Raw genomic sequence first — 18,776 nt, forward strand, 5'->3', positions numbered from 1 at the left:
GTCCGGGCCGCTCCGGCTTTCGAAGCGGCCCGCCTTTTTGCTTATTTGAAGACGGCGTTAGGATTATCCAAGCTGTCGGAACCTTCAAGCTGAACCGTGCCGAGATCGAGTGCGGCAATAACGCGCTGCACCGATTTCGTCTGGTCGATCAGCCCGTCGATGGCGGCCTGGACGACGGCGTTGCCGTCCTTGTTGCCCTCGCCGATCATCTGGTCGTATTTCTCGACGGTCTCGCCGCGCTTTGCCATGGCATTCATCGCATCGAGCGTCTTGTTGAGCTTGGCTTCCACTTCGGTATCGAGCGCCTTGTCCTTGGCGGCCACCAGATCGTGCAGCGACGGGCCGGTGAGCGTGGTGCCGTCGGCGCGGATATAGTTGCCGGTATAGGCGGCAGCGATACCGATCGCGTCGTTGAGATGCGAGTTGTAGGTATTGTCCGAGAAGCAATCATGTTCTTCTTCCGGATCGTGCAGCAAGAGGCCGAGCTTCATGCGCTCGCCGGCAAGCTCGCCGTAGGAAAGCGAACCCATGCCCGTCAGGATCGCGACGAGGCCGGCCTTCGGATCGGCTTCGATGTTCTTGGTCGCCGCACCGTCCGGCGTCCAGTTGTCGGTCATTTCCTGCAGGTCGGAAACCAGCAGGGTGGAGGCGGACTTCAGATATTCGGCGCGCCGGTCGCAATTGCCGTGCGTGCAATTGTTGAGGTCATAATCGGTTGCCGGGCGGTCGCCGGCGCCAGGGCCCGTGCCGTTCAGATCCTGTCCCCAGAGCAGGAATTCGATGGCGTGGTAGCCGGTCGCGACATTGGCTTCGATGCCGCCGGCCTCGGCCAGCGTGCCGGAGAGGAATTCCGGCGTCAGCTTGGAGGCGTCGACATCCTTGCCGTCGATCTTGATCGTCTTGTTGGCGATGACATTTGCCACATAGAGAGAATTTTCGTCGCTCTCGGTGCCGTAGGAGGCATCGACATAGTCGATCAGGCCTTCATCGAGCGGCCATGCATTGACCTTGCCTTCCCAGTCGTCGACGATCGGATTGCCGAAGCGATAGACTTCCGTCTGCTGGTAGGGAACGCGCGCCTTGATCCAGGCGTCCCTGGCGGCCTTGAGCGTCGCGTCGGTCGGCGCCTTCAGGAAGGCGTCGATCGCGGCGTCGAGCGCCTTGGCCGTCGTCAGCGAGTCTTCGTATTTCGCATGCGCCACCTCGGCATAGTGTTTCACCACGGCCGCGGCATCGGTCTCGGCATGCGCGGGAAGGGCGAGCAGGGCGGCGGGGGCGATCGCCAGCACGGCTGCGCGGAATGTGTTGAGCTTCATGATCCTCTCCTGTGACGGGATTTTCCGTCTACTGCATCGGCCCGAAAATCGGAATCGATTTTCGGAAAGCACGATGCGTCGATTCAAACTGTTGCAGCGTCCTTTGCGCGTCTGATAAGACGCGCGGCGCTGTAATCGGGCTCCGTCTCTTCGCGCAAAAGCAAACTGGTGTCAAACACTCTAGTTTGGAATGATTTTAAGGATGCGGAGGCGGTGTCCGCGCTGCCTTTTTTGAACGGCATCTGCTTGAAAAACCGGCGGCAACCGCGCCATCTCACGTCTGCAGCGCAGCGTCACTCTGCCGCGGCGTCACACTCCGATGCAGGCCTCGGCTAAACCGCCTTAGCCCTTGCGCCGCATGCGGCAGAAGAAGAAGCCGTCGGTATCGGTGGAGGCGGGCGTCAGCGTCACCGTCAGGCCGTCGGACGAATGCGGACGCGGGGCATCCCTGCCGAAGAGCTGATCCCAGGCGGGCAGGGCGCTGACGATCTGAAAGTCAGGATTGTCGGCCGTGAAGCGGCGCGCCTGTTCCTCGTTTTCCTGAGGCAGGACCGAGCAGGTCACATAGATCAGGTCGCCGCCTGATTTGACGAAACCGCTCGCCTGCGCCAGCGCGTCCTGCTGCTGGGCGGTGCGCTCGTCGAGGTTCTTCGTCGTCAGCCGCCACTTCGTATCGGGGCGGCGGCGCCACGTGCCTGTGCCGGTGCAGGGCGCGTCGACCAGCACCTTGTCGCAGCGTCCGGCAAGGCCGGAGAGCGCCCTGGCGTCGTCATGCACCTGGACATTGCGTGTGCCCGCCCGCTTCAGCCGCTCGATGATCGGCGCCAGCCGTTTGCGGTCGGCGTCATAGGCGTGAACCTGTCCCTTGTTTTGCATGGCCGCCGCCATGGCGAGCGTCTTGCCGCCGCCGCCGGCGCAATAGTCGAGAACCTGTTCGCCATCATGGGCGAGCACCAGGTCGGCGACGATCTGCGATCCCTCGTCCTGAACTTCGAACCAGCCTTTCTGGAACGATAGCTCGGCTGTCACGTTGGGAAGACGCGAGGCGCCTTCGCCGGCGGCAATCCGGATGCCGCAGCGGGCGATCTTCGCTGCATGCGCGTTGGCTCTTTCGAGCGCCTTGACGACCTTGTCACGGGAGGCTTTGAGCAGGTTGGCGCGCAGATCGAGCGTCGGGCGCGCTGCGAGTGCCTGTGCCTCGGCGAGCCAGCCGGCGCCGAAGGCCCGCTCGAAGGAGGGTTGGACCCATTCGGGAATATCGCCGCGGATATGCGGCGGCGCATCGTCGAGCGAGCGGCTTTGAAAGGCCGAGACGGCGTCGGCTGAAAGCGGCGCCGGCGCGAACTTGTCATCTGCCAGCTCAGTGGCAAGACTGTCTGGCGTGAAACCCCATTGGCGGAACATGACGGCATGGGCAATGGCCGCGGCACTGTCATCATCCATCAGCCAGGCGTGGGAAAGCCGCATGCGCAGTGCGTCATAGACGATGTTGCCGATCGCTGCACGATCGCCGGAGCCGGCGAAGCGGTGCGCGAGGCCCCAGTCCTTCAGCGCGTCGGCGACGGGCCGCTTGCGGGCATCGATGTCCGCGAGCACAGAAATCGCCCCCTCGAGGCGGCCGCCCAGACGCATTCACATGTCTCCTGTTGCCGTGGCGTGGGAACGACCAGCGCAAACGCGAGTGTCACGCAGTCAATTGTTCACAAGTCTCAACCGCGTGGTAACCGCGATTGACGGCAAGAGCAAGCGCCGCTTCCGGCGCAGTCAGTGCTGGCCTCAGCTGATGATCTGGTAGCAGACCTTCGCAGTGCCGGAGCTCACCATGCCGATATTCTGTGCGGCGGCGCGCGACAGGTCGAGCACACGACCGCGGATGAACGGACCACGATCGTTGATGCGAACGACGACGGTGCGGCCATTGTTGCTGTTGGTGACCTTCACCTTGGTGCCGAAAGCAAGCGAACGATGTGCGGCAGTCAAGATGGCAGGATTCATACGTTCCCCGGAAGCAGTTTTGGAGCGAAGTGCGTACCATGAAGCACCGCCACAACCATTGCCAGCAAAACCTTCCGCCGGAAGCATGGAAGAACAGGCTGCAATAGTTACAGCGGCGACAATAGAACGACGTATTTTCTTCAAAACAGAGTATCCCTCAACTATTGAACTCACGCCCTTGCAGGCGGCGGGGCTTAAATCTGTGAAAAAGTGGCGAAAAAGTGCCGCGGAAGTTCACGGAATATTACAATCTGTAACATTCGTGAGTGTGATGTCGGGATTCCGGGAATGCACGCCGCGCCAAGGCGTGGAAAAAACATAATAAAATCAGTTAAAATCTGAACAAAAATTCCGGATGGTTAGTTAACGCCTCGGCGTTCACGGAAATCGCGAAAATATTTTTCCGATTTCGCCATATTTACTGCCACATTTGGGCAAATTCAAAGGCCGTTAACCATAAGATGCGGCGAAAATTGTCCGGCCAAAGCGGGAAAGTAGGAATTTCCTACTCATTCTGGGTGAGTGCGTCTGTCGCAAACAAGACTGCGTCCTAACCGCGCCAACATCCGTCCCGCCACAATTGCGCAAGCGACATAGGATAGTTCGGGAAGGAAAATGCGAAGCCGGCGGCCTTCAGTTTCGCATTCGAAACCCGTTTGTTCTCGCCGTAGAAAGTGCGCGCCATCGGCGTCAATTCGGCGGTCTCGAACGCCTGCTCCGGCGGCGGTTCCACCCCCATCAGGCGGGCTGCCTCGACGATCACATCCTGTGGCGGGCCGGGCCGGTCGTCGGTGATATTATAGATGCCGCCGAGGCCGCGCTCCGACAGGAAGTGTGTCGCCGCACCGATATCCTCGACGCGGATGCGGTTGAACACCTGGTCCTTCTTGATCAGCCGTCGCGCCGTGCCCTTGTCCAGATTGCAGAAGGCGTTGCGTCCCGGCCCATAGATTCCGGAAAGGCGAAGCACCGCCGCCGGCAGGCCGCGCTCCCGGCCCATCGCCAGCCAGCCCTCTTCCGCCTCGAGCCGCTCGGTCGACCGCCCGGAAACGGGCAGGCACGGCGTTTCCTCACTCACCCAGTCGCCCTGGTGATCGCCATAGACGCCGACGGTCGAGAGATAACCGATCCATTCGAGCTTCGGCAGCAGGCGTGCGCGGTCTTTACCGAGCAGCCGCAGCAGTGGGTCGGCCTTTCCAGGGGCGATCGACTGCACCAGATGGGTGACGCCTTCCAAGGCATGGCAGAGCCCCTCTTCCATGCTCTCGCCGTCGAAAAGGAATGCTTCGATGCCGTTTCGGCGGAGCGCTTCCACTTTGTCAGGTGAGCGCGTGGTGCCGGAAACACGCACGCCGTCGCCGGCAAAGGCTTTGGCGATTGCCATGCCGGAATAACCGCAGCCAAAGATCATCACATGCATCAGCCCACTCCTGCCAATCGCCATTCGTTCAATACGTCGTCATCTCTCTCATCCGCCCTTTGTGCGGCAAAGGCCGCAAATTCGTCAGCCTCCATCAGCCGTGAAAGCGCCCAGACCGCCATGCCGCGCACCATGGGCGAGGGATCCTCCGAAAGTTCGCGACATGGCCCGATGAACGCCTTGTCGCCGGAATTGCCGGCGGCGATCAGCACGTTGCGGATAAAGCGGTCGCGGCCGATCCGCTTCACCGGCGAGCCGCTGAAGAAGGTGCGGAAGGCGGCATCGTCGAGTGTCAGCAGAAAGGCGATCGACGGCTCCTTCAGATCTTCCCGCGCCTTGAGCTTCATCTCGGAGGCGGAGCTTGCAAACTTATTCCAGGGACAGGCGGCAAGACAGTCGTCGCAGCCGTAGATGCGGTTGCCGATCAGCACGCGCAAATCGGCGTCGATCGGCCCCTTGTGCTCGATGGTCAGATAGGAGATGCAGCGCCGCGCGTCGATCTGGTAAGGCGCCGGGAAGGCAGCCGTCGGACAGATGTCGAGGCAGGCGCGACAGGAGCCGCAATGATCGGTCTCCGGTGCGTCGACGGCAAGATCGGCGGTGGTAAACATCGTGCCGAGAAACAGCCAGGAGCCATGAACGCGGCTGACGAGATTGGTGTGTTTGCCCTGCCAGCCGAGCCCGGCTGCCTCCGCCAGCGGCTTTTCCATCACAGGCGCCGTATCGACGAAGACTTTGACATCGGCGCCCGCCCGCGCTGCAAAGCGCGTGGCGATCTCCTTCAGCCGGCCCTTGATGACGTCGTGATAATCGCGGTTGCGGGCATAGACCGAAATCGCCGCCTTATCAGGCTTGTCGAGAATGCCGCGGGGATCTTCTTCCGGGGTGTAGTTGAGGCCGAAGACGACGACGGAGTGTACCTCGCTCCAGAGTGTGCGCGGATCGCCGCGCCGGTCGCGCGTCTCCGCCATCCAGGCCATCGTCCCGTGGCGCCCGGCATCGATGAACTGGCCGAGACGCTCCTTCGCTTGCGGGATCGCATCCGGGCGCGTGATGCGGCAGAGATCGAAGCCCTTGGCGGCAGATTCCGCCCGGACGAACTCGGTCAAATTGTCGCGGCGCCGGCGTTCTTTGTCGTCATTGTCAGGTTCGGGCATGAAGAGCCCTCGTCAGAAATCCAGATCGGCATAGTGGGAAACCGGTGTCAGGCCGCGTACGCGCTCGGTCAGCATCGGCCGGAAGGACGGACGCGACTTCAGCCGCTGGTACCAGTCCTTGACGACGGGCGAATCCGCCCACTCGATCTCGCCGAGATAATCGAGGATCGAGATCGAGGCCGCAGCGGCAAGGTCGGCATAGCTCATCCGCTCGCCCGCCAGCCATTGACGCGAGCCGGCAAGCCAGGTGAGGTAGCGCATATGCTGGCGGATATTCGCGCGAGCCGTGCGCAAAACCTTCGAATCCGGCGCTCCGCCGCCCTGATCGGCGCTCATCTGCAACTTATAGACACGCTCGCGCGCGAGCGGCTTGGTCACGTCGTTTTCCATCTTCTGCATGAACCATTCGGTCAGCCGGCGGATTTCGGCCCGCTGGAAAGGGTCTTCGGCGAGCAGCCGCCGGTCGCGCTTCAAGACGCCATGCGTCTCGTCCAGATATTCGGAAATGACGCTCGCGCCGCAAAGCGCGCGCATGCTGTCGTCGACATAGACCGGCAGCGTGCCGGCCGGATTGAGCGCCAGGAAATCCCGGCGCTTCTCCCATGTCTGCTCGTCGATCAGATCCGCCTGATAGCCGTATTCCGCCAGGATCAGCCGGACGAAGCGAGATGCGGATGACATGGGATGATGATAAAGCGTGGGCATCGATACTCGGGCGTTGTGATTGCTGTTACAGGACTGTGTGGCAGCTCGATTATAGCGCCCTAGTCATGACTCATTGGTTGAAGCTATAGGAGTTTGACCCCGCCAATACAAGCGAATCGGATTTTTCGGGCCATCTGATAATGGCGAAACACGGTCTAACGAACGAATGGAAGCGGCAGTCTGATCGGCCCAAGCGCTCAGGCCCGACCGAACTTTAAACCGGAGACAATGTATGGATTATATAAATGCTGCAATTCTCGGTGTCATAGAGGGGATCACCGAGTTCCTGCCGATCTCGAGCACCGGCCATCTGATCATTGCCGAGCAATGGCTCGGACATCGGTCGGACATGTTCAACATCGTCATTCAGGCGGGCGCCATCCTCGCCGTCACCATCATCTACTGGCGTCGTCTGCTGGATCTGGTGCTTGGCTGGCGCGACCCCGCCAACCGCGATTATGCCGCCAAGCTGATCGTCGCCTTTCTCATCACCGCGATTCTCGGACTGATCGTCAAGAAGCTCGGCTTTGAACTTCCGGAGACCGCAACACCGATCGCCTGGGCGCTCATCATCGGCGGTATCTGGATGATCTTTGCCGAATGGGCCGCCGCCCGCAGGCCGCCTCATAAGGAGATCACCTGGCTTGTCGCCATCCTGGTCGGCATCGCCCAGATCGTTGCCGGCGTCTTCCCGGGAACCTCGCGCTCCGGCGCCACGATCTTCGTCGCGATGCTGGCAGGCACGGGCAACCGCGCTGCGGCGACGGAATTCGCCTTTCTCGTCGGCATACCCACAATGTATGCCGCCAGTGGCTATGAATTGCTGAAGACGTTTAAGGATGGCGGAGCGGCAGGCGAAGACTGGACGGCGCTCGGCATCGCCTTCGTCGTCTCAACGATCGTTGCCTTCATCGCCGTCAAATGGCTGCTTGCTTATATCAGAAGCAACCGGTTTACCCTGTTTGCCATCTACCGCATCATTCTCGGTGTCTTGCTGCTCGGCATGGCCGCGACCGGCTTCATTGCCTGAGACATCCGTCCTTATTGCATTCGCGCAACTCCCGGCGCGAATGCAAATGCCCCGTCGGACCGCACAAACAGGCACCCGATTACCGGCAATGTGCCGATCTCTCAGTTAGTCATTGAGGGGCAGGCGAGACATGACGTTCACTGTCGAGCGCCCTGTTTCAGGCGTTCCGATCGACTGCTTGGTTGGAGCAGGATGCCGGCGCAGGGGCCAGGCTTTTCGTCAATGGATGATCGAAGCCGTCGAGCAAGGATCGACGCCGTAGGCCGGCGAGCAATCGCCCTTCACCGCCGCGACCGAACCGGGCGCAACGAAAGAGCCTGCAAGGATAACCAGCGCCGCACACGCAAACAGGAGCGCGATTGACTTGCCCATCGAGAATTGCCTTTCACAGTGATTGCCGCGCGCGACCGCTGGCGTTGAGTCCGTTGGAAGACGCGCGGGTTTGGTAGTCAGTGGAATGGCAAATAGCAATAAACGTTCCTGCTAAATTTGGCGTTAATTCCACAAAAATTCCGATGCGTCTTTTATGCCACGCCGCTGAATATGCCGAGCACCAGAACACTTCAAACTTGCGCCGGGCTTTGCGGGACACGGCAACGCCAAAAGGCCGCCCGCGGGATCCGCAGACGGCCAAATCTCATCGTCTGGAAAAGATGCTCAGGCGGCCTTGCCGGTGCCGGTATATTGGCCGTGCGGACGATAGTGCACGAGATAGGAGCCGAGCACCGATGCCACCATGGTGGGCGTAATGCCGAGGCCCTTCAGCGTGCGGCCTTCCGCCTCGGCTTCCCGGGAGACGACATTGTCGCGCTTCAGCAGGCGCACCTGATCCGGCGTGATCGGCGGCGTTATGAAGGGGATCAGCGAGGCGATGCTGCCGATCATCGAAGCGATGCCGAAGGGCAGGGATATCAGCCGGTTCTTGCGGCACGTTACCTTCAGCATCGTCTCGAGACATTCGCGGAAGCTGAGCACCTCAGGCCCGCCAAGTTCGTAGACCTTGCCGCCGGCGACCTTGCCGTCGACGGCGCGGGCGACAGCCTCGGCGACGTCCTCGACATAGACAGGCTGGAATTTCGTCTTGCCGCCGCCAACCAGCGGCAGGATTGGCGACATGCGTGCCATCTCGGCGAATTTGTTGAAGAAGCTGTCCTCCGGTCCGAAGACGATCGACGGACGGAAGATTACTGCATCGGGCTTGACCGAGAGGATGGCTGTTTCGGCGCGGCCCTTGGTGCGGCCATAGTCGGAATCGGATTTCGCGTCGGCGCCGATCGCCGAAATATGCGTCAGCGCCGCACCTGCGCCGCGCGCCGCCTCAGCAATCGCACGGCCGCCGAATTCCTGCACGGCGTCGAAAGTGTTGCGGCCGGTTTCGTGCAGAATGCCGACGCAGTTGACGACGTGGCTCGCACCGTCGACGGCGCGGTCGATCGAGCTGCGGTAGCGCAGGTTCGCCTGGACGAAGGAGATCTGGCCGACATTGCCGAGCGGCTGCAGGAAGCCGGCGAGATCTGGACGGCGCACCGCGACGCGGATGCGATAGCCGCGCTTGGCCAGCGCCCGAACCACGTGCCTGCCCACGAAGCCCGACCCTCCGAACACGGTAACGAGCGGCGGCAGGTTGGCAAGGGTCATGGCAGGCTCCTCGAAAGGCTTTGCGGGATGCTGAATTGGCTCTCGTCTTAGACGAATCCCGGCGCGACGGGAAGGCCCATCACGCCGTCAGTTTTTTGGCGCATGCGAAGGCGCTCAGACGCCTTCGACGACGACCATTTCCGCATCCGCGACTTCCTGGCGGATTTTGGCGGCGATCTGGTATTCCGGCGAATTGTAGCAGTCGACCGCATGCTGCATCGAGGGGAATTCGATCACCACGTTGCGGGCGCGAGCCTTGCCCTCGAGTTCGGTGAAGGCGCCGCCGCGCGCCAGGAAATTCGCCCCATATTTTTCGAAGGCCGGCTTGGCCGCCGCCACGTAATCCTTGTAGCGCTCGGTATCGCGAACGTCGACGCGGGCGATCCAGTATCCTTTGGCCATGGTCTTCTCCCTTTTGTCCCTGGTTAGCGGTTTGCCGGCCAGAGTGCGCTCACCATCTCGCTGAGGATCGCGCGGGCGGCATCCCGGGGATCCGGCGCCTTGACGACAGGCCGGCCGACGACGAGATGCGTCGCTCCCGCCTTCAGCGCGTCGAAAGGCGTCATCACCCGCTTCTGGTCGCCCCTGTCGCTGCCATCAGGGCGAATGCCGGGGGTGACGATCGCCAGGTCGGGTCCGACGATTTCGCGCACTGCTGTCGCTTCCTCCGCCGAGCAGACGATACCGCCCATGCCGGCTGCGCGCGCCTGTTCGGCGCGGCGTAGCACCAGGCTGTGCGGATCTTGGCTGTAGCCGGCCTCGGCAAGGTCATCGGCATCCATCGAGGTCAGCACGGTGACGCCGAGCAGACAGAGGCCGGAGCCGGCCGCGGCCTCGACCGCCGCCTTCATGGCTTTCGGATAGGCATGCAGCGTCAGCATCGACATGCCCATCTTGGCGATGTTCTCGACGCCGGAGGCAACGGTGTTGTCGATATCGAGCAGCTTCATGTCGAGAAAGATCTTCTTGCCGCTTGCGGCAAGGTCGCGGGCGAATTCCAGGCCGCCGGCAAAGACCAGCTGATAGCCGATCTTGTAGAAGAGAATGTCGTCGCCGAGCGTGGAAACCAGTCTTTCCGCCTCGCCGATCGTTGGAACATCCAGGCCGACGATCAACCGCTCGCGTGCGTCCATCTGAAGTCACCCCTGCCAGTCTTCGATGGGTGTCCAGTCGCATGATAAGCGGCGATCCGCAAGGCCGAAAGCATAGAGATTGCCGCCGCCGCCGGGCTGGTCGCGGTCACGGCCGATCGGCCTGCCCGCCAGGTGGCATTTGAGCAGCGTGCCGACGCCGCCATGGCCGACAAAGGCGATCGGCGCCGTCGCATCATGCGTGGCAAGAACGGCATTAACGGCCTCGACGATGCGGGTCTGCGCATCGACGGCGCGCTCCCAACCCTTGAAGCTCTGCTCCGGATGGGCGAAGAACCAGTTGGCGGCTTCTTCGAATTGCGGCGGCGGCAGGAAGCCGGTGGCGGAGCGGTCGTTCTCGTGCATGCCGTGCACGACCTCGACGGGCACGCCGGAAGCTTCCGCCAGTATTTCGGCCGTCTCGATCGCCTTCGTCTCGTCGCTGGAGACGATGCGCCGCAATTGCCTGGCCCAGCCGCTTTCGGCCGCCTTGCGCGCGCGCGCGGCGCCCACATCGGAAAGCCCCCATTTCGGCACGGGCACGTTGGCGTCGATCCTGACTTGCGGATGAGTGATATAGATCCCGAACATCTCAACCGCGCTTATAGATCCAGAGCTGCGCCGGCGGAATGTTGCGCATGACGAAGTCGAAATGCTGGATATGGTAGCGGTCGGGATTGGCGGCGATCGGCGAGATCGCGCCGTAGGAAATCTGCACCATTGGCCGGCCGGCCGGCAGTCGATCGAGCAGGCTTTCGAGCAGCGAGATGCGCTTCGCCATTGGGAAATTCAGAAGCGGAATGCCCGAGACGACCGAATCGAAGGTGAGACCGCTGAAAGTGCCAAGAGTGGTCTGAAGATCGAAAGCGTCGCCGTTGATGAAGTGCACGCCGGGATAGGTCCGCTTGAGATGTTCGTGGAAATCCGTCGAATATTCGATCGCCACGAGATTTTCCGGCCGGACGCCGCGGCCGAGGATGGCCTTGGTGATGGCGCCGGTGCCGGGCCCCAGTTCGAGCACCGGCAGCCCCGAGTGGAGGTCGACGACGCTTGCCATGCGCTTCGCCGTGATCGAGGAGGTCGGCACGATCGAGCCCACCGTCTTCGGCCCCTGCATCATGCCCCGGAAGAAGCGGATCTCGTCGTCGAACCTCTTGCCCAGCCGTTCCTTCACCTTGACCCGTAAGCGCATTCTCCACCCGTCCGCATGTTGATCGAATGCCTTAATATGCCGCTTGTCGCTTAAGGGACAAGGATTTTCGCAACAAGGACATCGACATCAACAGCTCATGCGGCTTTCGGCGCCGAACCCGGCATGAGATCGGCAAGCCTTTCGCTCAAATGATCGGCGTCGACGGGTGCGCGCAGCTTCACGTCGGTATTGTCGAAATAGAGATAGACGTCGCGGCCCTTGTTGCGCGCTGGTACGGGCGCCAGCACCCGCGTCGCATCGTCAGGTTCTTCGCCCGTGGCCCAGGCGCGGATGCGTTGTGCCCACATGTCGAGCGCTTCGTCCTCATAGCCGCTGATATAGAGCTTTTCGGAACCATGCAAGCGGCAGTAGATGAAATCGGCGGTGATATCCATCAGCAGCGGCCATTGCACCGTATCGGCGCAGACGAGGGCGACCTTGTGGCGCCTGAGCATCTCGATGAAGGCGGGTGCACGGAAGCTTTCGTGGCGAATCTCCAGCGCATGCCGGATCGGCTGATGTCCGTCGCATGTAAGCCAGGCCGGTGCCTTGATATGCCAGTCGTGCCGCTTGGCAAGCGCTATCGCTGCGTCGCGGTCGTGCGGCAGCAGCGACAAAAAACTTTCGAACAGGGATGGGTCGAAGACCATGTTCGGTGGGAATTGCCAGAGGATCGGCCCGAGCTTGGGGCCAAGCCGCAAAACGCCGGAGGCGAGGAAATTGGCGAGCGCCGTCTGGATATCCTGCAGCCGCAGCATATGGGTGATGAAGCGCGGTCCCTTGACGGCGAAGACGAAATCCTCCGGTGTCTCGTCGCGCCAGCGGCCGAAGCTTTCGGGCCGCTGTAATCCGTAGAAGGTGCCGTTGATCTCGATCGACCGGAAGTGCCGGGCGGCGTAGGAAAGTTCCTGCTTCTGCGGCAGGTCCTTCGGGTAGAATTGGCCGCGCCAGGGCGCATAGGTCCAGCCGGATATGCCGATGCGCACCGTTCCCGTCTTTTTCACCATGGGATCCTCCGTTTTGACAGGAGGAAAAACGGCAATGGGCGGCCTTCGTTCCCGTCAGACGCGCATCGGCATCAGTACGTAGAGCGCATCGTCGCCCGCCGTGTCGCGGATCAGCGTCGGCGAGCCGGCATCGGCAAGCAGGAAGATCGCTTCCTCGCCGGAAAGCTGGGCGGTGATGTCGAGCAGGTACTTGGCGTTGAAGCCGATTTCCATCGCATCCGTGTCGTAGCCGACGGCGACTTCCTCGGTCGCACTACCGGAATCGGGATTGTTGACGGTCAACATCAACTGCCCCTCGGAAAGCGCCAGCTTGACGGCGCGGCCACGCTCGGAGGAGATGGTCGAGACGCGGTCGACGGCCTGTGCGAAACTCGTGCAGTCGACCCGCATTTCCTTGTCGTTGCCCGTCGGGATGACCCGCTGATAATCCGGGAAGGTGCCGTCGATCAGTTTCGAGGTCATGACGATCGAGCCGATCGTCATTCGGATCTTGGCGTCGGAAACCTCGACGGTGACCATCACCTCGGGATTATCGACCAGCTTCTGCAATTCGCCGACCGTCTTGCGCGGGATGATGATGCCGGGCATGCCCTCGGAGCCGGAGGGCGCATCGACATCGGCGCGCGCCAGCCGGTGGCCGTCGGTCGCTACCGCCCTGAGTTTCAGCTGGCCGTTGCTCTCGATCGTGTGGAAGAAGATGCCGTTCAGATAATAACGTGTCTCTTCCGTCGAGATCGCAAACTGGGTGCGGTCGATCAGCATCTTCAGATCGGTCGCCTTCAGCTTGAAGGAATGCGTGAAGGTGCCGGCGGTCAAATCCGGGAAATCCGATTCCGGCAGGCACTGCAGCGAGAATTTCGAGCGGCCGGATTGCACGGTCATCGCGCCGCCATCGGTGCTGGTGGCAAGCAGCACTTCCGAGCCGTCGGGAAGTTTGCGCACGATGTCGTAGAGGAGATGGGCGGGAACGGTGGTGGCGCCGGGCTGCTCGACGCTTGCCGGGGTCGCCTCGGTGATTTCGAGGTCGAGGTCGGTCGCCTTCATGTCGAGCTTCTGGCCGTCCGCCTTGAGCAATACGTTGGACAGGATCGGGATCGTGTTGCGACGTTCGACCACGCGGTGGACGTGGTTCAGCGATTTCAACAGGTTTGACCGCTCAATAGTAATACGCATGGGATGCTACCGCTTTCGACCGTGACTGTCCGGGCGCGTCGAGCACCCGAAGAATGCTGTCCCGGCCTGAGGCCGGGGGAGTGGACGGGCAAAATGGCAGACTTCAGCATTGCTTTGCAAGAGGCATGGACGTCGGCACTCCTGCATTTGCGGTTTTCCAGATCGATGCTCACAGAAATCCGAACCCTTGCCGAAGCGATGCGGCTCGCCCATAAGGGTTCGGTGCCGGCGACGAGCCGGCGGGACGAAAGCAAATGGCATGAATGAGGAAACGACAGCGGACGCCGCCAGCCGGCGAAGCTTCCGCCTGCACAATATGGCGGTGCCGGCACGGCCGCTGGAGCCGGCGCTCTATCTCGTCGCCACTCCCATCGGCAATCTCGGCGACATCACCCTGCGGGCGCTGGAAACGCTGGCTGGCGCCGATGTGCTTGCCTGCGAAGATACGCGCGTCACCCGCGTGCTGCTCGACCGCTACGGCATCCAGAACCGCCCTTTCGCCTATCACGAGCATAATGCCGACGAGGCTGGCCCAAGGCTGCTGCAGGCGCTCGAAGCTGGCCGCTCGGTGGCGCTGGTTTCCGATGCCGGCACGCCGCTCGTCTCCGATCCCGGTTATCGGCTGGCGCAGCAGGCGATAACGGCAGGTTACCGCGTCATTCCCATTCCCGGGGCGTCGGCCCCGCTCGCAGCCCTTGTCGGCTCCGGCCTGCCGAACGATGCCTTTCTTTTCGCCGGTTTCCTGCCGGCCAAGGACAAGGCCCGCCGCGACCGTCTCAGCGAACTTGCAGCAGTACCCGCGACGCTGATCTTCTTTGAATCGCCGCACCGCATCGGCGCAACGCTTCTCGCCGCCGCCGATGTGCTCGGGCCCACTCGACCAGCCTCCGTCTGCCGCGAGCTGACCAAGACCTATGAGGAGTTCCGCCGCGGCACGCTTGCCGACCTTGCGGCGCATTATCAGCAGGTGGAAAACGTCAAGGGCGAGATCGTCCTCGTCATCGGCCCGCCGGAGCCGGCCGAGACCGATGCGGCCGATATCGAAGCCATGCTGGCCGACCTGTCGAAGTCAATGCCGACGGCAGCTGCTGCGACCGAGGCCGCCCGCCTCACCGGCCTGCCGCGCAAGGTGCTCTACCAGCGCCTGCTGGAGATCAAGAACGCTGATGGGCGATAGTGATCTTACCGCCATCAGAAGGAAGGCGCTGCGCCGGGGCCGCATGTCGGAATATGTCGCGGCCGTCTTCCTGATGCTGAAGGGCTACCGCATCCTGGCGCTGCGCCACCGCACCCGGCTCGGCGAGATCGATATCATCGCCCGCAAGGGCGATCTCGCCGTCTTCGTCGAGGTCAAGGCCCGCCATGGCGAGGCCGCGGCAGTCGATGCCGTCTCTACCGCCGCACAGAAGCGCATACGGGCGGCAAGCGATCTCTGGCTCGCCCGCCAGGCAGATCAAGCCCGCCTTTCCCAGCGTTACGACATTGTGGCGATTATGCCCGGCCGATTGCCGCGGCACTTTATTGATGCCTTCTGACCTCCTTTCGACCCGTCGGATTTCCGGATCGTTAAACTTTTAGTTTCCGCGTGAACCAGGTTCTTACGACTCTCTGCTACCCCCTCGGTAGGGATAACAATTGGGGGTTGTTTCATGGCCTGGAAGCTGATGCTTGCAAGTGCGGTCGCCACGGCCGCGCGCTCCGTGCCGTATGTCGTGGCGAAGCCGGCCGGCAAGTCTTTCGTCGCACATGCGAGCGATCTACTGCCGCTGAAATCCACGCCAATCAATCCGGACTGGATCGTCAGCGGCAATCCGCAGGCCCGCACCGCCGAACATTCGCGCGGCCATGACGAGGCGTCACTAACGGCGATCTGGGATTGCACGGCGGGCGAATTCCGCTGGTATTTCGGCTGGGACGAGACGGTGATGATCCTCGAAGGCAAGGTCCATATCACCGCCGAGGACGGCACCGAACGAACGCTGCGTGCCGGCGACGTTGCCTTTTTTGCCGGCGGAACCTGGGCGAGCTGGCGGGTTGACAATTACGTCCGCAAGGTCGCCTTCCTGCGCAAGCCCTTCCCGAAGCCCTTGGCGATCGCCTACCGCCTCCGCAACATGCTGCGCAATGGCGGCAACCAGGGCATCGCCGCCTGAAAAGCGGCGACAGGAAGCCCTTGATTGACCGTTGCGTTTGATATCTGGCCGACCTACATCTGTCCGGCATTCAGCGAGGGATGGAAATGGCCAAGATCACCAATGTAGCGGTCCAGATGGACCATGTCGCCGGCATCAATATCGCAGGTGATTCCACCTTCGCCATGAGCCTGGAAGCGCAGACGCGCGGCTACAGGCTCTTCCATTACACCCCCGAGCGCCTGAGTTTTCGCGACGGCAAGCTTTATGCCAGCGTCGAGCCGATGGTGCTGCGCGACGTCAAGGGCGATCACTTTGAACTTGGCGCGCCCGAGCGCGTTGATCTCTCGACTATGGATGTCGTGCTGCTGCGCCAGGACCCGCCCTTCGACATGGCCTATATCACCTCGACGCATCTGCTCGAGCGCATCCACCCGAAGACGCTCGTCGTCAACGATCCGGCCTGGGTGCGCAATTCGCCGGAGAAGATCTTCGTCACCGAATTCTCCGACCTGATGCCGAAGACGCTGATCACCAAGGATGCCGACGAGATCCGCCGCTTCCGCGACGAGATGGGTGATATCATCCTGAAGCCGCTCTACGGCAATGGCGGCGCCGGCGTCTTCCATTCGACCCGCGACGATCGCAACCTCTCTTCGCTGCTCGAAATGTTCGGCCAGCTTTTCCGCGAGCCCTTCATCGCCCAGCAATATTTGCCCGACGTGCGCAAGGGCGACAAACGCATCATTCTGGTCGACGGCGAATTCGCCGGCGCCATCAACCGCGTGCCGGCCGAACACGACAGCCGCTCCAACATGCATGTCGGCGGCCGCGCCGAAGCGACCGAACTGACGCCGCGCGAACAGGAAATCTGCACCCGCATCGGCCCGGCACTGAGGGAGCGCGGCTTCCTGCTCGTCGGCATCGATGTGATCGGCGATTACATGACCGAGATCAACGTGACCTCGCCCACCGGCATCCGCGAGGTCAAGAAGTTCGGCGGCGCCGATATCGCCAGCCTGCTTTGGGATGCGATCGAGCGCAAGCGCGGCTGAGCCAGCCGCCCATGACCGTTCTGGTCTCGCGGCCGAGCGCAACCAAGGTCACAACGAATGCCTGACTACGTTCTTTGATTGTTCTTGTTTTATTCCAGCGGCCATGCCAGATTGCAACCGCTGGCCTTAATGCCTGTCGCCCAAAAGTGCGAAACGGTTTTGGGGCCACGACATGCATCAAATAAAGACCTGAAGCGCATCGCATCGATGCGACGCGCTTGAGGGGTCGGCGGGCGGTATAAGAGTTTGCGGCAAGGGGATGGGCATATGGTCGCGCGTGTCAGTACGGTGGCATTTCAGGGCATCGAAGGTGTGCCGGTCGAGGTTCAGGTCATGGTCGCGCCCGGCAAGGTCGGCATGCAGATCGTCGGTCTGCCCGATAAGGCGGTGGCCGAAAGCCGCGAGCGCGTGCAGGCGGCCCTACACGCCTCCGGCCTGGCGCTGCCGGCAAAGCGCGTGACCGTCAATCTGGCGCCGGCCGACCTGCCGAAGGAAGGTTCGCATTTCGACCTGCCGATCGCGCTTGCCATGATGGCGGCGCTCGGCGCCATTCCTGCCGATGCGCTGTCGGATTTTGTCGTCGTCGGCGAACTCAATCTCGACGGAACGATCGCCGCCATCTCAGGCGCGCTGCCGGCGGCGATCGGCGCCAATGCGCTCGGCAAGGGGCTGATCTGCCCGGCCGAAAGCGGCGCCGAAGCCGCCTGGGCAGGCGCCGAGGTCGATATCCTCGCCCCGCGCAGCCTGATTGCTCTTGCCAATCATTTCCGCGGCACGCAGGTCCTGTCCAGGCCGGAAGCGTCGATCCGCGCCAATGCCGCAAACCTGCCGGATCTCGCCGAGATCAAGGGCCAGGAAAGCGCCAAGCGCGCGCTCGAAGTGGCCGCCGCCGGCGGCCATAATCTTTTGATGGTCGGTCCTCCGGGCTCCGGCAAATCGATGCTGGCGGCCAGGCTGCCGTCGATCCTACCGCCGCTTTCGGCCGCCGAACTGCTGGAGGTGTCGATGGTCCATTCGATCGCAGGCCAGCTCTCCGGCGGCAAGCTTTCCGATCGCCGGCCCTTCCGCACGCCGCATCATTCCGCCACCATGGCAGCCCTCGTCGGCGGCGGGATACGCGCCCGCCCGGGCGAAGCCTCGCTTGCCCATCACGGCGTGCTCTTTCTCGATGAGTTTCCCGAATTCACGCCGCAGGCGCTCGATGCACTGCGACAGCCGCTCGAAGGCGGCGAATGCGTCATTGCGCGAGCCAACCACCGCGTCTCCTATCCGGCCAAATTCCAGCTGATCGCGGCGATGAACCCCTGCCGCTGCGGCATGGCCGGCGAGCCGGGCCATAGCTGCGCCCGCGGCCCGCGCTGCATGAGCGATTACCAGGCCCGCATCTCCGGCCCGCTGATGGATCGCATCGATATCCGCATCGACGTCCCGGCCGTCTCCGCCGCCGATCTCATCCGGCCGATGGCCGCCGAAACCAGCGCCGACGTTGCGCGCCGTGTCGCCCGCGCCCGTGAAATCCAGCAGGAGCGCTTCGAAAGCACCGGCGCAAAGGGCATCGGCACCAATGCCCGCTGCTCCACCGCAATGATCGAGAAACTGGCCGAGCCCGATGCCAGCGGCCTGCAGCTGCTGCGCGACGCCGCCGAAAAGATGAAATTCTCCGCCCGCGGTTACCATCGCGTGCTGAAGGTTGCCCGCACCCTGGCCGATCTCGACGGCAAGCCGACAGTAGGCCGCATCCATCTCGCCGAAGCAATCTCCTACAGGATCGCTGGGGAGAGGTTGACGGCTGCGGCGTAAGGGGAGGGGGCAATTGTCGGACTGTT

The 18,776-nt window shown here is 62.4% G+C and carries 21 protein-coding genes; 7 read left to right on the plus strand and 14 right to left on the minus strand.

The window, feature by feature from the left end; genetic code table 11:
- Nucleotides 1-41: 41 nt before the first annotated feature.
- The 3 genes from N2A41_RS23850 to N2A41_RS23860 all read right to left on the minus strand — a co-directional run bounded on the left by N2A41_RS23850 (nucleotide 42) and on the right by N2A41_RS23860 (nucleotide 3,398).
- Nucleotides 42-1,316: an imelysin family protein gene (locus N2A41_RS23850; protein WP_260109890.1), complete on the minus strand. Its 1,275-nt coding sequence runs from the start codon at nucleotides 1,314-1,316 to the stop codon at nucleotides 42-44.
- Nucleotides 1,317-1,658: 342 nt separating this feature from the next.
- Nucleotides 1,659-2,948 (minus strand): RsmB/NOP family class I SAM-dependent RNA methyltransferase, encoded by a 1,290-nt coding sequence (locus N2A41_RS23855; RefSeq protein ID WP_260109891.1) that lies wholly within the window; start codon nucleotides 2,946-2,948, stop codon nucleotides 1,659-1,661.
- Nucleotides 2,949-3,092: 144 nt separating this feature from the next.
- Nucleotides 3,093-3,398: a septal ring lytic transglycosylase RlpA family protein gene (locus N2A41_RS23860; RefSeq protein ID WP_246725978.1), complete on the minus strand. Its 306-nt coding sequence runs from the start codon at nucleotides 3,396-3,398 to the stop codon at nucleotides 3,093-3,095.
- Here N2A41_RS23860 and N2A41_RS23865 point away from each other — a divergent pair.
- The gene (locus tag N2A41_RS23865) at nucleotides 3,298-3,633 is read left to right on the plus strand and encodes a hypothetical protein (protein WP_260111136.1); all 336 of its coding nucleotides are present in this window, start codon (nucleotides 3,298-3,300) and stop codon (nucleotides 3,631-3,633) included. The two genes, N2A41_RS23860 and N2A41_RS23865, sit on opposite strands and share 101 nt — an antisense overlap.
- A gap of 228 nt (nucleotides 3,634-3,861) precedes the next feature.
- Here the strand turns inward: N2A41_RS23865 and N2A41_RS23870 are convergent, their stop codons facing one another.
- The 3 genes from N2A41_RS23870 to N2A41_RS23880 are packed head-to-tail and all read right to left on the minus strand — an operon-like array spanning nucleotide 3,862 to nucleotide 6,593.
- Nucleotides 3,862-4,731 (minus strand): SDR family oxidoreductase, encoded by an 870-nt coding sequence (locus tag N2A41_RS23870; RefSeq protein ID WP_260109892.1) that lies wholly within the window; start codon nucleotides 4,729-4,731, stop codon nucleotides 3,862-3,864.
- On the minus strand, nucleotides 4,731-5,888 hold the full coding sequence (gene queG / locus N2A41_RS23875; protein WP_260057121.1) for a tRNA epoxyqueuosine(34) reductase QueG: 1,158 nt from the start codon (nucleotides 5,886-5,888) through the stop codon (nucleotides 4,731-4,733). Before queG ends, N2A41_RS23870 begins: the two co-directional genes overlap by 1 nt.
- A 12-nt stretch (nucleotides 5,889-5,900) precedes the next feature.
- A complete protein-coding gene (locus N2A41_RS23880) occupies nucleotides 5,901-6,593 on the minus strand; it encodes a glutathione S-transferase family protein (protein WP_017966660.1) in 693 nt (230 codons plus the stop codon).
- A gap of 232 nt (nucleotides 6,594-6,825) precedes the next feature.
- On the opposite strand from N2A41_RS23880, the gene N2A41_RS23885 reads away from it, so the two are divergent.
- Nucleotides 6,826-7,623, plus strand: a complete 798-nt coding sequence (locus N2A41_RS23885; protein WP_260057122.1) for an undecaprenyl-diphosphate phosphatase — start codon at nucleotides 6,826-6,828, stop codon at nucleotides 7,621-7,623.
- Nucleotides 7,624-7,842: 219 nt separating this feature from the next.
- On the opposite strand, the gene N2A41_RS23890 is transcribed toward N2A41_RS23885, so the two are convergent.
- The 8 genes from N2A41_RS23890 to dnaN all read right to left on the minus strand — a co-directional run bounded on the left by N2A41_RS23890 (nucleotide 7,843) and on the right by dnaN (nucleotide 13,763).
- Complete coding sequence (locus N2A41_RS23890) at nucleotides 7,843-7,995, minus strand: hypothetical protein (protein WP_003544729.1); 153 nt, start codon at nucleotides 7,993-7,995, stop codon at nucleotides 7,843-7,845.
- Nucleotides 7,996-8,280: 285 nt separating this feature from the next.
- The gene (locus tag N2A41_RS23895; protein WP_222292329.1) at nucleotides 8,281-9,261 is read right to left on the minus strand and encodes a complex I NDUFA9 subunit family protein; all 981 of its coding nucleotides are present in this window, start codon (nucleotides 9,259-9,261) and stop codon (nucleotides 8,281-8,283) included.
- Between the two features lie 114 nt (nucleotides 9,262-9,375).
- Nucleotides 9,376-9,663, minus strand: a complete 288-nt coding sequence (locus tag N2A41_RS23900) for a DUF1330 domain-containing protein (RefSeq protein ID WP_170260360.1) — start codon at nucleotides 9,661-9,663, stop codon at nucleotides 9,376-9,378.
- Between the two features lie 23 nt (nucleotides 9,664-9,686).
- On the minus strand, nucleotides 9,687-10,394 hold the full coding sequence (gene pyrF, locus N2A41_RS23905) for an orotidine-5'-phosphate decarboxylase (RefSeq protein ID WP_017966664.1): 708 nt from the start codon (nucleotides 10,392-10,394) through the stop codon (nucleotides 9,687-9,689).
- A 6-nt stretch (nucleotides 10,395-10,400) separates the two neighbouring features.
- Nucleotides 10,401-10,982, minus strand: a complete 582-nt coding sequence (locus N2A41_RS23910) for a histidine phosphatase family protein (protein WP_162115455.1) — start codon at nucleotides 10,980-10,982, stop codon at nucleotides 10,401-10,403.
- Between the two features lies 1 nt (nucleotide 10,983).
- Entirely contained in the window at nucleotides 10,984-11,583 is a 600-nt protein-coding gene (gene pmtA / locus N2A41_RS23915) for a phospholipid N-methyltransferase PmtA (protein WP_260109893.1), read from the minus strand.
- 95 nt (nucleotides 11,584-11,678) lie between these two features.
- Nucleotides 11,679-12,590, minus strand: coding sequence for a DUF72 domain-containing protein (locus N2A41_RS23920; protein ID WP_260109894.1), 912 nt, complete (start codon nucleotides 12,588-12,590; stop codon nucleotides 11,679-11,681).
- Nucleotides 12,591-12,644: 54 nt separating this feature from the next.
- Complete coding sequence (dnaN, locus tag N2A41_RS23925; RefSeq protein ID WP_260109895.1) at nucleotides 12,645-13,763, minus strand: DNA polymerase III subunit beta; 1,119 nt, start codon at nucleotides 13,761-13,763, stop codon at nucleotides 12,645-12,647.
- A gap of 259 nt (nucleotides 13,764-14,022) precedes the next feature.
- Between dnaN and rsmI the strand changes: the two genes are divergently transcribed.
- The 5 genes from rsmI to N2A41_RS23950 all read left to right on the plus strand — a co-directional run bounded on the left by rsmI (nucleotide 14,023) and on the right by N2A41_RS23950 (nucleotide 18,750).
- The gene (gene rsmI / locus N2A41_RS23930; protein WP_260109896.1) at nucleotides 14,023-14,940 is read left to right on the plus strand and encodes a 16S rRNA (cytidine(1402)-2'-O)-methyltransferase; all 918 of its coding nucleotides are present in this window, start codon (nucleotides 14,023-14,025) and stop codon (nucleotides 14,938-14,940) included.
- A complete protein-coding gene (locus tag N2A41_RS23935; protein WP_222292337.1) occupies nucleotides 14,930-15,298 on the plus strand; it encodes a YraN family protein in 369 nt (122 codons plus the stop codon). Before rsmI ends, N2A41_RS23935 begins: the two co-directional genes overlap by 11 nt.
- Before the next feature lie 114 nt (nucleotides 15,299-15,412).
- Nucleotides 15,413-15,916: a cupin domain-containing protein gene (locus N2A41_RS23940; RefSeq protein WP_222292340.1), complete on the plus strand. Its 504-nt coding sequence runs from the start codon at nucleotides 15,413-15,415 to the stop codon at nucleotides 15,914-15,916.
- An 86-nt stretch (nucleotides 15,917-16,002) separates the two neighbouring features.
- The gene (gene gshB, locus N2A41_RS23945; protein ID WP_162115448.1) at nucleotides 16,003-16,950 is read left to right on the plus strand and encodes a glutathione synthase; all 948 of its coding nucleotides are present in this window, start codon (nucleotides 16,003-16,005) and stop codon (nucleotides 16,948-16,950) included.
- A 267-nt stretch (nucleotides 16,951-17,217) separates the two neighbouring features.
- Nucleotides 17,218-18,750 (plus strand): YifB family Mg chelatase-like AAA ATPase, encoded by a 1,533-nt coding sequence (locus N2A41_RS23950; protein WP_260109897.1) that lies wholly within the window; start codon nucleotides 17,218-17,220, stop codon nucleotides 18,748-18,750.
- The last annotated feature ends 26 nt before the right edge of the window (nucleotides 18,751-18,776 follow it).

The sequence above is a fragment of the Rhizobium sp. SRDI969 genome (assembly GCF_025152725.1).
Classification (GTDB): Bacteria; Pseudomonadota; Alphaproteobacteria; order Rhizobiales; family Rhizobiaceae; genus Rhizobium; species Rhizobium leguminosarum_I.